Raw genomic sequence first — 13,583 nt, 5'->3', positions numbered from 1 at the left:
TTTTCTCTGTAGGGCGAAAACTGCATTTCATAGGATTGACTCACGGGGCAAACTAACCTAAATCTCTGTAAATGACTTACAGAGGATTTCCCCATGAGGCTCGCGGAGCTCTCCGACATTCACTCCGGCTACACGGCGCGCGGCAGGCTCGATCCGCTGCCGGAGGGTGGGGTGCCGGCGCTGCAGCTGCGTGACGTCGGGGCTAGCGGTGAGGCGCCCGGCCCGGACTTCCAGAGGTACGACCTGGACAAGCTGTCCGACCGATACCTCGTACGCGGCGGCGAGGTCGTCTTTCGCTCGCGTGGCGAGCCGAACGCTGCAGCGGCCATTCCCGATCCGCTGCCGGAACCCGTCGTGGTCATCGTCCCGCTGGTAATCATTCGCCCCAACAGGGACCGCGTTCTCCCCGAATACTTGGCATGGGCCATCAACCAGCCCGACGCGCAGCGCAGGCTCTGCGCGGAGGCACAGGGCACGAGCCTCAGGATGATCCCGATGGTGGCCCTCGAAGGCCTCGAGATCGCCGTGCCCGACCTGCTGACGCAGAGACGCATCATCGACCTCGCTGCTCTCGCCCGGCAGGAGGGGCAATTGCTCCGGCAACTCGCCGCTCGCAGGGAAACACTCGTAAGCGCCGTTCTCGTCGATGCCGCTAAGGCCGCCGACCAAAAGGAAATTGCCCGATGACCGACCAGATCACCCAGCAGCAGATCAACCAGACCGCCTGGGCGGCCTGCGACACCTTCCGGGGCGCCGTCGATGCCGGCCAGTACAAGGACTATATCCTCGTGATGTTGTTCCTGAAGTACATTTCGGACCTCTGGAACGACCACCTCGAAACCTACCGCAAGCAGTACGGAGACGACGAGGCCCGCATTCGACGCCGCCTCGAGCGCGAGCGGTTCATCCTGCCCGAGGGCGCCAGCTACTACGACCTCTACGCCCAGCGGAACGAGGCCAACATCGGCGAGCTGATCAACATCGCGCTGGAGAAGATCGAGGACGCGAACCGCGCGAAGCTCGAGGGCGTCTTCCGCAACATCGACTTCAACTCCGAGGCCAACCTCGGCCGCCCGAAGGATCGCAACCGCCGCCTCAAGAACCTTCTCGAGGACTTCGCCAAGCCCGCCCTCGACCTGCGCCCGTCGCGGGTGACCGAGGACATCATCGGCGAGTGCTACATCTACCTGATCTCGCGCTTCGCTTCGGACGCCGGAAAGAAGGCCGGCGAGTTCTACACGCCGACGGCCGTGTCGCGTCTGTTGGCCAAGCTGGCGGCGCCGCAGCCCGGCAACACGATCTGCGATCCCGCCTGTGGGTCCGGCTCGCTGCTCATCCAGGCTTCGCAGGAGGTGGGTTCCGAGAATTTCGCCCTCTACGGGCAGGAGGTGAACGGGGCGACCTGGGCGCTGGCCCGGATGAACATGTTCCTGCACGCCAAGGACGCCGCCCGCATCGAATGGTGCGACACGCTCAACAGCCCCGCGCTGGTGGAAGGCGATCACCTCATGCGCTTCGACGTGGTGCTCGCCAATCCGCCCTTCTCGCTGGACAAGTGGGGCGCGGAGGATGCGGACAGCGACCAGTACAAGCGCTTCTGGCGCGGCGTGCCGCCGAAGTCCAAGGGCGACTACGCCTTCATCACCCACATGATCGAGATCGCCAAACGCCAGTCCGGCCGCGTGGCGGTGATCGTGCCGCACGGCGTGCTGTTCCGGGGGGGCGCCGAGGGGCGCATCCGCCAGCAACTGATCGAGGAAAACCTGCTCGACGCCGTCGTCGGCCTACCCGCCAACCTGTTCACCACCACGGGGATCCCAGTCGCCATCCTGATCTTCGACCGCTCGCGCGAGGAAGGCGGCGCAAATGCGGATCGGCGCGACGTGCTGTTCATCGACGCCAGCAAGGAGTTCATACCGGGCAAGACCCAGAACGTGATGGACGATGCGCATGTGGCAAAGGTGCTGGAGACCTACGGCACCCGCGCCGAGGTCGAGCGGTATTCGCACCGAGCCAGCCCCGAGGAGATCGCCGAGAACGGCTTCAACCTCAACATCCCCCGCTACGTCGACACCTTCGAACCGGAGGAAGAGATCGACGTCGCCGCGGTGCAAATGGACATCCTGCGGATCGAGGCCGAGCTGGCCGAGGTACGGGCGAAGATGGCCGGGTATCTGAGGGAGCTCGGTGTCGATGGATGATCTTTCAATACCGACGCCGACTGCAAGGACCGCCTTCGCGGCGTCACTGTTCGACGGCGATCTCCCGACCGACTGGGCAATCGGCGTAATGGATGACGTCTTGAGCGGGACAGAGTATGGCCTCAGCGAGCCTGGCGATTCTGCTGGTGACACGTCCATTGTCGGAATGCGGGACCTTGTCGACGGCGTCGTAAGGTTCGAAGAACTTGCCACCGTCGACAGCGGCGGCACCGACTGGTCGGCGTTCCGTCTTCGCCGTGGAGACATCCTTCTCAACCGCACCAACAGCCCCGATCTGGTCGGTAAAGTCGGCTATGTCCGCGAAGACTTTGACGCCGTATTCGCATCCTATCTGGTCCGCCTGCACGTCGATCCACAGCGCGCGGACGCTGAATATGTTGCCGCTTGGCTCACTAGCGACATCGCACAACGCGCTTTGAAGCGCCTCTCCACGCGAGGTGTGAGCCAAGCGAACATCAATCCAACGGAGTTCCGCCGGCACTGCCCAATCCCGATCCCCCCACTCCCCGAACAGCGCAAGATCGCCGAGATCCTGCGGACGTGGGACGAGGCGCTCGAAAAGCTCACTGCCCTCCGCGCGCTGAACATCCGTCGCCGCGTCTGGTTCCGGACCCATCTGTTCACCGGCAAGGTCAGGTTGCCCGGCTTTACGGGCGAGTGGCGCGAAGTCCCCCTGAGCGCGGTTCTCCACGAGCACGGCTCCAAATCGACCGGCGCGGAGGAGGTCTACTCGGTCTCGGTCCACAAAGGGCTGGTGAACCAGGTCGAACATCTCGGACGGTCGTTCTCGGCCGCAAACACCGACCACTACAACCGCGTCCTGCCCGGCGACATTGTCTACACCAAAAGCCCCACGGGCGACTTCCCGCTCGGCATCATCAAGCAGAGCAAGATCGACCGCGAGGTCATCGTCTCGCCGCTCTACGGGGTCTTCACCCCGCAGACCTACGCGCTCGGCGTGATCCTCGACGCGCTCTTCGAGTCTCCGCTGGCCGCGCGCAACTACCTCCATCCCCTCGTCCAGAAGGGCGCCAAGAACACGATTGCCGTTACCAATAGCCAGTTCCTCGAAGGCAAACTCTGCCTCCCGATGGACCCGGCGGAACAGACTGCTATCGCCGCCATCGTGACCGCCTCGCACACCGAATGCGCTGGCTTCGAAACCGAGATCGAAGCCCTGACCCGCCAGAAACGTGGCCTCATGCAGAAGCTGCTGACGGGCGAATGGCGGGTGAATTCAGAGAAGGAACTGGCATGAAAGTTTTGGGATTTCGCGGCGACCCGAAGGCGCCTCGCTACGCCGTCGTGTCGGAGGTGGGCGGCGCCTACACGTTGGAGAACGCCGCCAGCGACAACAAGCTGTCCGTCCCTGCTCCTATCGGGGAGGACGCCGATGCCGAGCGGCTGGACTGGCTGTACCACGAAATCCTCGCGATCTTCGATGCCCACCCCGGCATCGCCAAGGTGATGATCAAGCAGAACGAATACACACAGAATGATACCAAGGCGAAGCGGAAGTCGGCTCATGCAGATGCCGCCGTCGTGCTCGCCTGTGCGCATCGCGGCATCCCGGTCGAACTGAAGATCTACTCGTCCATGCCCACGACGAGCAGGGACACGAAGCAGCACGCCGAAACCCGGGTCGGCAAGACCGACAAGTACTGGGACAACAAGATGGCGGACGCCGTGAATGCGGCATGGTGGGGGCTGCGCCGGCCATGAACCAGCTTGTCCTTGTCACCCTCACGCCCGGCATGACCCTCTACAAGTACCGATTGGTCAGCAAGATCGGCGCAGGCAGCTTTGGAGAGGTCTGGCTGGCGCATGATCTTGCCGTGCAGCGCGAGTACGCGGTCAAGATCCTCCAGCCGGGGGTGTCAGTGGACGAGCGGCTGCGTGAAGCCCAGATCGGCAACCGGCTCGAGCACAACAACCTCGTGTACGTTCACCAGGCCGATGTCGTGCCGGTGTCGGGCGAGCATGCTGTCATCCTCGCCATGGACTACCAGCCAAACGGTTCGGTCGAGACCTTGGCGAATCCGGCCGGCTATCTGCCGCTTCCTGCCGTCCTGCGGATCGCGCGGGATATCCTACAGGGGCTAGAGTATCTCCATGCCCGCAGCTTCTATCACAACGACATTAAGCCGGGAAACATCCTGCTTGGGCCCCAGCAGCAGGCCATGCTGTCCGATTACGGGATAACGGGCGTTTCGTCGAACGGCGCCCCCGTGGCGGCCCCGAACGCTTACGTTCTCCACCGTGCACCGGAAGTCCTCGCGACCGGAAACATCGGTGTCAGTTCGGACATCTTCCAGGTCGGGATGACCCTTGCGAGGTTGCTGATTCACCTGGACCACCTGCGTGCAGTCCGCGCCAGCATCGGCTCGGCGCAGTACGATCAGGACATTGCGTCGGGGAAGCTGCTTCAGGCGAAGGACTTCGGGTGCCACATCCCGGCGGCAGTTCGGCGCGTGATCCTGAAGGCCGTCCATCCCGATCCGGCCAAACGGTACACTAGCGCGCTCGAGATGCGGCGCGCGCTCGAGAAGCTGGATTATCCCGGGCACTGGACCGTCGACGCTGCCGGCAATGAGGTCGGCAAATGCGGGACATGCGAGTTCTCTCACTCGGTCTCGCCTGTGGCAGGCGGGATGTTCGACGTGACCTGCAGCAAGCGCAATGTGGTCTCGGGCAATACTCAGCGCGTCACCCAGTTCTGCAGACGGGGTCTAACCCAGAAGCAGGCGGAAAAGGTCGTCGCGGATTTCAAGCAATTCGTGGTGACCGGGAAATGACCTTCAACGCCGCCGAGAAACACCAGTCCCAAGTGCCAGCACTGCAGTTTCTGGTTGCGCTCGGGTTCACCCCGCTCTCGCAGGAGGAGGCCCTTCGCCTGCGTGGCGGGCGCCTGCGGAACGTGGTGCTGGACGATGTGCTCGCCGAGCAGCTCATGCGCATCAACGGCTTCACGCATCGCGGCCGCGAGTATGCCTTCGACCTCGAGGACGCACACGAGGCGATGCGCCGGCTCAAGCCCACGCCCGACCGTCTGAAGGGCCTGCGGGGAACGAACCAGGACATCTACGACACGCTCGTCCTCGGCACGACCATCACGAAGTCCATCGATGGCGACTCGAAGAGCTACTCGTTCCGCTACATCGATTGGGAGCGGCCGGAGAACAACGTCTTTCACGTCACTGTCGAGTTCTCGGTCGAGAGGACGGCGTCGAGCCAGACCAAGCGTTGCGACATCGTGGCGTTCGTGAACGGCATCCCGATCCTCGTGATCGAGAACAAGCGGCCGACCGAAAGCCTGAAGAAGGCGGACAGCCAGCTGATCGGCTACCAGAACGAGGACAACATCCCGCAGCTCTTCCACTTCGCCCAGCTGCTGATCGGCATGAACCGCAACGAGGCACGCTATGCGACGGTCGGGACGCCGCGGAAGTTCTGGCAGACTTGGCGCGACGAGGAAGACACCGACGAGGCCATCACGCCCTTCGCGAACCGCGTGCTCACCGCAGCGGAGAAGGACGCCATCTTCTCCGGCGACTTCGCAGGCGCACGCGCCTATTTCGACGCAATGGCCGCCGAGGGCGAGCGCGTGGTCACGGCTCAGGACCGGACGGTGTACGCGCTGTGCCGCCCCGAGCGGCTGCTCGATCTCGTCCGCCGCTTCACCGTGTTCGACGGCGGCGTCCGCAAGGTGGCACGCCATCAGCAGTTCTTCGGGATCCGGCGCGCGGTCGAGACGGTCAAGCAGCATGATGTCAGCGGCGCTCGCAAGGGCGGCGTGATCTGGCACACGCAGGGATCGGGCAAATCGTTGACGATGGTGATGCTGGGGCGCTCGCTCGCTCTCGAGCGCAGCATCGAGAACCCGCGGATCCTCATCGTCACTGACCGCGACGATCTCGACAAGCAGATCAAGGATACCTTCAAGTCGTGCGACCTCGAGCCGGTTCGCGCGACGAGCGGGGCTCACCTTCTGGAGCTTGTCCACAACAAGGCACCGCTGGTCACCACGATCATCAACAAGTTCGACACGGCGCTGAAGAACAGCAAGCTGGTGGACGACGATCCGAACATCTTCGTTCTGGTGGACGAGAGCCACAGGACGCAGACCGGGCGCTACGGCGGCCACAGCCAGTTCGCGGCCAAGATGCGGCGCCTCCTGCCCAAGGCCTGTTACCTCGGCTTCACCGGCACGCCCCTGCTCAAGAAGGAGAAGAACACGCTGTCGACCTTCGGGCGGCTGATCCACCGCTACGCCATCGATGAGGCGGTCGCCGACGGTGCCGTCGTGCCGCTGCTCTACGAGGGACGGCTTGTCGAGCAGCAGGTCTCGGGCGCCGTCATCGACCGCTGGTTCGAGAAGATCAGCGAGGGGCTGACTGACAGTCAGAAGGCCGACCTCAAACGCAAGTTCTCCCGGATGGACGCGCTGGCCAAGACTGACCAGGCCATCCGAGCCAAGGCGTTCGACATCTCCGAGCACTATCGCCAGCACTGGCAGGGGACCGGCTTCAAGGCGCAGCTCGTCGCCCCGTCGAAGGCGGCGGCCGTCCGCTTCAAGGAGGTTCTCGACGAGATCGGCCACGTCTCGAGCGCGATCGTCATTTCGCCGCCGGACGAGAACGAAGGCAACGAGGAGGTCGACCAGGAGTCCAGGGACCTCGTGCGCCGCTTCTGGTCGCAGATGATGGCGCGGTACAAGACCGAGGATGAGTACAACCGCCAGATCATTGATGCCTTCAAGGGCTCCGGCGATCCGGAGATCCTGATCGTCGTCTCCAAGCTGCTCACCGGCTTCGACGCACCCCGGAACACGGTGCTTTACGTCTGCAAGTCCCTGAAGGAACACAATCTCCTGCAGGCGATTGCGCGCGTGAACCGGCTCTATGAGGACGGCGGCATAGAGAAGCAGTTCGGCTTCATCGTCGACTACGAAGGGCTGCTGGGTGAGTTGGACAGCGCCCTGACGACGTACAGCGCCTTTGAGGGTTACGAGGCGGCCGACCTCGCCGGGACGGTGCACGATGTCCGGGAGGAGATCCGCAAGCTACCCCAGTTGCACGACCAGCTCTGGGACCTCTTCAAGCCTGTCCGTAACAAAAAGGACATGGAGCAGTTCGAGCAGCACCTCGCTGACGAGGCGCTGCGCCACGAGTTCTACGCGCGCCTCAAGGCATTCAGCCGGTGCCTGCATATCTCGCTCTCATCCGACAAGCTGTTCGATGTCTTCGACGAGGCCAAGGTCGATGCCTTGAAGCGGGACTGGAAGCAGTTCTCCGAACTCAAGCGCTCGGTCCAGCTCCGCTACCAGGAGACGGTGGACGTTCGCGAGTTCGAGCCAAAGATCCAGAAGCTGCTCGATGACCACGTTGTGGCAATGCCGGCGGAAACCATCATCGAGGTGGTCAACATCAACGATCCCGACGCGCTGAAGGCTGTCGTCGAGGAGACTGGCGTCTCAGAAGCCTCGAGGGCAGACCGCATCGCCAGCGCAACCCGGCGGGCAATCACCGAGAAGATGGATGAGGACCCGACGCTCTACAAAGAGTTCTCCGAGCTGCTCGAAGAAACCATCCGCGCCTATCGCGAGAAGCGGCTGTCCGAGCGCGACTACCTGAACAGCGTCGTGAACCTCGCGAGCAAGGTCGGACGCAAGGACCGGGGCCGGGATGTTCCGGAAAGCATCCGGGGCGATGAGGATGCACAGGCGTTCTTCGGGATTCTGGACGGTCAGCTGAAGACCGCAGGAGACGTGCTGGTTGGAGGCGAGGATGCAGCAAACATCGCTCAACAGATCATCGACATCATCAAGTCGCACCTGATCGTGGACATCTGGTCGAACGAGGTCGCCCAAAACAATCTGCGGAATGCAATCGATGACTACTTCTTCGACGTCCTGCGCGACGAAAAGAGCGTCGACCTGCCCGTGGAGGTGCTCGACGAGCTCGAGTTGAAGATCATGGATCTCGCCCGGGCCAGGTTCGCGGCATGACACGGGAGTTGCACTACCTGCAGTACGGCACGCAGGAGATCCAATACGAGATCGTCCGCCGCCCGAGGAAGACACTGGAGATCTCCGTCGAGCCGGATGCATCGGTGGTGATCGCGGCCCCGGAGGACTCGACGCTCGACGCCATCGAAGCCAAGCTGCGGAAGCGGGCGGCTTGGGTGACGAGGCAGCAGCGGTACTTCTCCCAGTTCCTGCCGCGGACGCCGGAGCGCAGGTTCGTCGCCGGGGAGACGCATCTCTACCTGGGGCGGCAGTATCGGCTGAAGGTCGTCCCGCATGTCCAAGAGAGCGTGAAGCTGATCCGCGGCTACATCGTCGTGCAGACTCACCGGCCTAACCGGCCTGAGATCACGCGCGAACTTGTCGAGGCATGGTACCGGGACCGGGCCCACATCAAGTTTCCAGAGCGCATTAAACTCTGTCTCGGCCACTTCCCGAACCCCGAGGCATTTCGGCCGAAAGGTCTCATCGTGCGTCAGACCAGGAAGCGATGGGGGTCCATGTCGTCGGCCGGACGCTTGCTGCTCAATCGCCGCCTAGTACAGGCACCGGTCGATGCCATAGACTACGTGATCACCCACGAGCTCTGTCACGTGGCGGAGCCCCATCACGGAACGGCGTTCTTCGAACTCCTCGACAAAGTAATGCCTGACTGGGAACGTCGGAAGCAGAGGCTGGAACGGGCGATGGCCTGAAACCTTCCGAGACTGACCGTAGCTGCTCAAAGTCCACGCCAGCTTGCTGGTGCCCTGAAGTCAAGTCCAGCGCCCGTAGCCACGGCCGGAAACCGTATCGCGCCAAATGGCAAACAGAGACTTGCGCCAATTTGGGCGGCTATTTCGCCTGCAATTTCAAGTCTCTAAGGGGCGATGCGGCCTGCAAGCCACGCAAATCACGCCACAATGCGTGCCGTAAAAACTTGTTTTTAATCAATGGATTATGTGGTGGCGGAGCACTCTGGATTCGAACCAGAGATATGTTCCATTTTCTAACCCCCGGAAAACACGGCACAATTCCAGCGTAGAAATTGGGGTAGACGGTTGATTTTGAACGACTTTTAGGCACAAAGCTCGGGCTAAACCCTTGGCTAACTCCGTAGTCCAAAAGTAGCCGAAGTTCGAGTCGAACAGCCACGTACCAATCTACCCGGTCGGCGTCGAACGCGCCTGCGTAGTAGTTTTTCTGCCCCAACTCCTCAGCCAGCGGAAACGCTCCGGATCCTGAGCAAGCAGAAATGCACGAAGACGTTCTTGCGCGTCTGGGTTCGAGCGGACGAGCAACGACCTCAGTTCGTGGTCGATTGCGCCGCGTTCTGCACCCAGTTCTTCAGCCTTCGTGTACCAATCGTGACCGGCAGCCAGATCGCCGAGTTCCATCGACACAGCGCCGATCAGCGTACACGGTCTGAAATCTGTCGGTGTCAGCATGTGTGCATCCAAACCCAACTTTTTCGCTTCAGCGAGACGACCAACATCACGCATCGCGCCTCCACGAGTTGTCGACAGTGCCGATTTTGGTTTTCCGGCGATACCTGAAATCGCAAGTGCAGCATCAGTCAATTCCAAAGCCTTTCCAGGCTGATCGGCCTTTCGCCAATGCCCACTGGCATTCACGGCGGCCCAAACGTCACTGGTTCGCTCCCATTCCTCCGACAGAGCCAAGGCTTCCACACGATGCCAAGCCTGCTGCAGTTTTTCAGTCCAGCAATCCGGCGCCTCCGTTGACAACCAGGCAACGTCCTCCGGCTGAATCCGTTTTTCGGCAGCAACTTGTTTGAGCAGGCGCATCACACGCGGGTAGTGCTCTTCGTCGACAAAACCGATGTCGAAGCGATTTCGCAATTCCCGGGCCTCCCGCTTTCGGCGCAAGACCGGATCATTTTCCATGGCTGCAAATCGCGCCTTGATTGCCGCATCCATGGCCTCAGCCCGCTTGGCACTTTCTGCAGCCTCTTCTTCTGCCTTGGCTTTTTCCCTTCGAATACGCTCTGATCGTTCTTGTGCGGCAACCTGTTGAAAGGCCTGTAGATCCAATTCATCCATCGTGAAGGCCAACAGAGCCGCCAATCCGTTTTCGGAAAGAAATGATCTGGCGAGTGGTGTTAGAGTGTCGCCCTGGTCAATTTTCTGCAGGATACCGTTCAGCCGCGCGCCGATAAGCGCGGCGCCGGGTAGATCATCGACGAGATATTTTTCCGCCAAGCTGGGTTGATTGGACTTCGGCATGATGAAACCTGTGCGATCAAAAATACTCTTGAGTTCAATCAGGTATCCCTGAAAGAGGCAATCGTCAGGCCCTGCGGCACGGCAGAACCTAGTGAAAACTTGCCTGAAACGCTGTCGCTGTAAGAGACACGTGAGCATCCAGTGGCGGGCGAAGCTCAAAGGCCTTGGGTTCGCGTGAGAAATTCCAGAGCCGGAACAGGCACCATTCCGAACGCCGCTCCTCCGCGACAGCCAGTTCGTTACGAGTGATATGGAAGGGCGTGCGCTCCCATCCGTTCGTCGTCTTCACCTCGATCAGCCGCGGCCGCCCGTCGGGTTCGAAGCTCGCAATGTCGTAGCCCGCACCGTCGCCTTCTTCTTCGGAAACCCAGATCACCTTGCGCGCGAGGTCATCACGGCCGGCCGATCGGAGTTGTGCCCGCTCATGTTTCAGCGCTCGCTCTTCGCCGGCGCGGCCAAGCGCTCGATTTCGCTCGTCCCGAGCCGCGACGTCGAATTTGCGCGCAACGCGCAGCACCTGCTCCAGTTCCTGAGGTGGAGGTTGGTTTGAGAGTGTAGGCGGCGGTCCAACCCAGATTTGCGGCGCTTCACGAAGTTCGTTTTCTTGAGGCCCAGTTACCACACGTGCAAGCCAGGAAGGGTTCTCAGCCAGCCAGCGGTCCACCGCATCTTCCAAAGCCATCTGGTAATTGAATGCAGGTTTGTAACCTGGGATCCGATCTTCGCCGAGGCCTACAAGAACCGCGCTGATGTTCTGATGCTTGAACTCGATCGATCCTTCAGACCGATTGTTTAGCAGAGGCAGGAGTGCGCGACGATGCTCAGCTTTGCTATAAGGGCGCCCGGAAACATCGTCGGCGAGCATCGCGAAGTAGTCCGCGACAATCAGATCGTTCTCGATGTCCGTCCACGTCCCGTTCGACATGTCGCCAGGCTAAAGGCGAGAAGTTCCTTTGTCATCAGGGCTTTCAGGTGGCTGCGCTCGCAGGCACTTCTGCCGCTGTTAGTCGTCACATTATGCTGAACGCCACGAATTCAGCCCCGCACCAGCTTCGAAATGACCCAAAGTCAAGACCGGCGCCCGAAGCGCCATCCGAAAACCGTATCGCGCCAAATGCCAAACAGAGACTCGGGTCGTTTTGGGCGGCTATTTCGCCTGCAATTTCAAGTCTCTAGAGGCCAACGCCCCGCACAGGTCGCGGAAAACGCGACACAATACGTGAGGCATAAAATCTTTTAATATCAATGCGTTATGCGGTGGCGGAGAGAGAGGGATTCGAACCCTCGAGACGGTTCCCCGCCTACACACTTTCCAGGCGTGCGCCTTCGACCACTCGGCCACCTCTCCGTGCGGGGGTGAATACGGTGAAGCCGCGTCCGGTTCAAGCCCCCTCAGCGAAAGAGAATGCGCATGCGGTCGTGATAGGTGCCGGGGCGGAAGTGGCGGGCGACCCAGCGGTCGTCGGGGTCGAGCATGGCGGGGTGGGTGCCGGTGGGCGGACGGCCCGCGCGGCGCAGCGCCACGGTGCGGAAATAGAGGTGGTTCCAAAGCCGCAGGTATTCGGTCGCGTGGGTTTCGGCCTGCGCGGTGAAGGCCGGGCCGCGCATCAGGATCATGTTTTCATCGTTCGAGCCGACCGACCCGGCGGAGAAATTGGCCGATCCGGTGAAGATCTGCGGCATTTCGCCCAGGAGGTCGAGCGCCAGAAGCTTGGTGTGGATATAGTAGATATGGCCCCGGCTGCGGAAATGTTCCTCGGCGCGGAACCAGCGGTCAAGGCGATGGCCCGGCAGGCCCGCGCGGATCGTGTCGCTGTTCAGCCGCGCGCCAAGGGCGATGCGGGTGTCGCGGTCGCGCCGCAGAAGCGCGCGGCGTTCGGCGTTCGGCTCATCCCGTTCCGCGAGGATCAGTTTCAGGTAATCGGCGTCACGGCCGAAGACCTCGGCCAGCGCCTCGGTCACGCCGAAGGCGGCGGTGAACATGACCGAGGATTGCGCGGCCCCCATCGCGCCCGCATACCAGTCGAGCATCCCCACGGCGCGTGGTGAAAAGACCGGGACGATCAGGTTTTCCGACAAGGGCCGGTCGGGGTCGGGTGAGGTCAGCGCGATGGCGCGTTTCAGGGTGCGGGTCGTGGGGTCGCCCGCCAGAAGGTCCCAATAGGCGCGGTAGGCCGTGGCAAGATCGGGGGAGACGATGCGATGGGCGAGGTTCGACTGGCCAAGGAACCCCGACGGGGTGAAGTTGGTCGACCCGGTCCAGAGGGCAAGCGGCTGGCCCGCATCCGACAGGATCATGAACTTGTTGTGGGTGATGTTGCCATAGCGCGTGCGGGGATAGAGATGGGCATGGGCCAGCCGGTCAAGGCCCACCTCGGCGATCAGCTCGGCATTCGGGCCGCTCGTATGGGTCGGGACCAGCGTGCCGTCGCGCTTTCGCTCGCCCGCGTCATAGAGCAGATGCACCTCCGCCCCGCGCCCCGCAGCCTCGGCCAGCGCCCGCGCCACCGGGGGATAGGTGAATTCATAGGCCGCGACATGCAGCGCCTGCCCCGGCCCGCGCGCCTGACCGATGAAGTCCAGCATCGCCTCAAGCAGCCCGCGCGACAGCCAGCGGGTCTTGTCATTGCCGGGGTCGTTCTGTTCGTCTTCCGTCGGGCCGACATTGCCGAAACGGTCGGCGAAGGCCTGACTGGGGATCGCGCCGCGATTATAGAAGACCTCATGATCGCCCTGCCCCGACCGCGCCGTCACGCGGATGTCGATCTCCGGCCCGCCGTCGATGGCGGAAGGGGTGCCGAACAAAGGCTGGATGACATAGTCATAGGCCGCCCCCGGCGTGACCGCGTAATCGCCCCACTGAAAGTCCTGAATCGGGTGGTCGCGGGTGGACCGGCGTTCGCCGGGCTGCGGGTCGGGGACGGTTTCGGCAAAGAACTTGAACCCGCGCAGCCAGTCGATGCGACCATTGGCGCGCCTGCGGCCAAGGGCAAAGCCCAGAAGCCCCCGCGCGGCGTCCGGCGGGCAGTCAAAGCCGAAAATGATGGCATGGGTTCCCGCCACGGCACGGACGGAAAACGCCCCACTGTGAACGCGCATGACAAATACCTG

General features: G+C 62.2%; 10 protein-coding genes and 1 tRNA gene. 7 read left to right on the top strand and 4 right to left on the bottom strand.

Annotated elements, in window-relative coordinates; all coding sequences use genetic code 11:
* Positions 1–93 precede the first annotated feature (93 nt).
* Genes LX70_RS08510 through LX70_RS08480 form a run of 7 tightly spaced genes read left to right on the top strand, consistent with a single transcriptional unit; the run spans position 94 to position 8,942 of the window.
* A complete protein-coding gene (locus LX70_RS08510; protein WP_105514104.1) occupies positions 94–687 on the top strand; it encodes a restriction endonuclease subunit S domain-containing protein in 594 nt (197 codons plus the stop codon).
* Positions 684–2,201 (top strand): type I restriction-modification system subunit M, encoded by a 1,518-nt coding sequence (locus tag LX70_RS08505; RefSeq protein ID WP_105514103.1) that lies wholly within the window; start codon positions 684–686, stop codon positions 2,199–2,201. The genes LX70_RS08510 and LX70_RS08505 overlap by 4 nt, the downstream gene beginning before the upstream one ends.
* On the top strand, positions 2,194–3,480 hold the full coding sequence (locus LX70_RS08500; RefSeq protein WP_211301683.1) for a restriction endonuclease subunit S: 1,287 nt from the start codon (positions 2,194–2,196) through the stop codon (positions 3,478–3,480). Before LX70_RS08505 ends, LX70_RS08500 begins: the two co-directional genes overlap by 8 nt.
* Entirely contained in the window at positions 3,477–3,944 is a 468-nt protein-coding gene (locus LX70_RS08495) for a hypothetical protein (RefSeq protein ID WP_105514102.1), read from the top strand. Before LX70_RS08500 ends, LX70_RS08495 begins: the two co-directional genes overlap by 4 nt.
* A complete protein-coding gene (locus tag LX70_RS08490) occupies positions 3,941–5,017 on the top strand; it encodes a serine/threonine-protein kinase (protein ID WP_170076150.1) in 1,077 nt (358 codons plus the stop codon). Before LX70_RS08495 ends, LX70_RS08490 begins: the two co-directional genes overlap by 4 nt.
* Positions 5,014–8,229 (top strand): type I restriction endonuclease subunit R, encoded by a 3,216-nt coding sequence (locus LX70_RS08485; RefSeq protein ID WP_105514100.1) that lies wholly within the window; start codon positions 5,014–5,016, stop codon positions 8,227–8,229. The genes LX70_RS08490 and LX70_RS08485 overlap by 4 nt, the downstream gene beginning before the upstream one ends.
* A complete protein-coding gene (locus LX70_RS08480) occupies positions 8,226–8,942 on the top strand; it encodes a M48 family metallopeptidase (RefSeq protein ID WP_105514099.1) in 717 nt (238 codons plus the stop codon). The genes LX70_RS08485 and LX70_RS08480 overlap by 4 nt, the downstream gene beginning before the upstream one ends.
* A gap of 447 nt (positions 8,943–9,389) precedes the next feature.
* Here LX70_RS08480 and LX70_RS20415 read toward each other — a convergent pair whose 3' ends face one another.
* The 4 genes from LX70_RS20415 to LX70_RS08460 all read right to left on the bottom strand — a co-directional run bounded on the left by LX70_RS20415 (position 9,390) and on the right by LX70_RS08460 (position 13,571).
* Complete coding sequence (locus LX70_RS20415) at positions 9,390–10,472, bottom strand: tetratricopeptide repeat protein (RefSeq protein WP_146111571.1); 1,083 nt, start codon at positions 10,470–10,472, stop codon at positions 9,390–9,392.
* Between the two features lie 88 nt (positions 10,473–10,560).
* The gene (locus tag LX70_RS08470) at positions 10,561–11,397 is read right to left on the bottom strand and encodes a protein NO VEIN domain-containing protein (RefSeq protein ID WP_105514097.1); all 837 of its coding nucleotides are present in this window, start codon (positions 11,395–11,397) and stop codon (positions 10,561–10,563) included.
* A 333-nt stretch (positions 11,398–11,730) separates the two neighbouring features.
* Positions 11,731–11,820: transfer RNA gene (locus LX70_RS08465), tRNA-Ser, on the bottom strand.
* Between the two features lie 44 nt (positions 11,821–11,864).
* Positions 11,865–13,571, bottom strand: coding sequence for a phospholipase D-like domain-containing protein (locus tag LX70_RS08460; RefSeq protein WP_105514096.1), 1,707 nt, complete (start codon positions 13,569–13,571; stop codon positions 11,865–11,867).
* Positions 13,572–13,583 lie beyond the last annotated feature (12 nt).

The organism is Albidovulum denitrificans (assembly GCF_002973535.1).
GTDB classification, from domain to species: domain Bacteria; phylum Pseudomonadota; class Alphaproteobacteria; order Rhodobacterales; family Rhodobacteraceae; genus Albidovulum; species Albidovulum denitrificans.
Note: the sequence above shows the minus strand (reverse complement) of the source record. Positions and strands in the feature narration are given on the sequence as shown.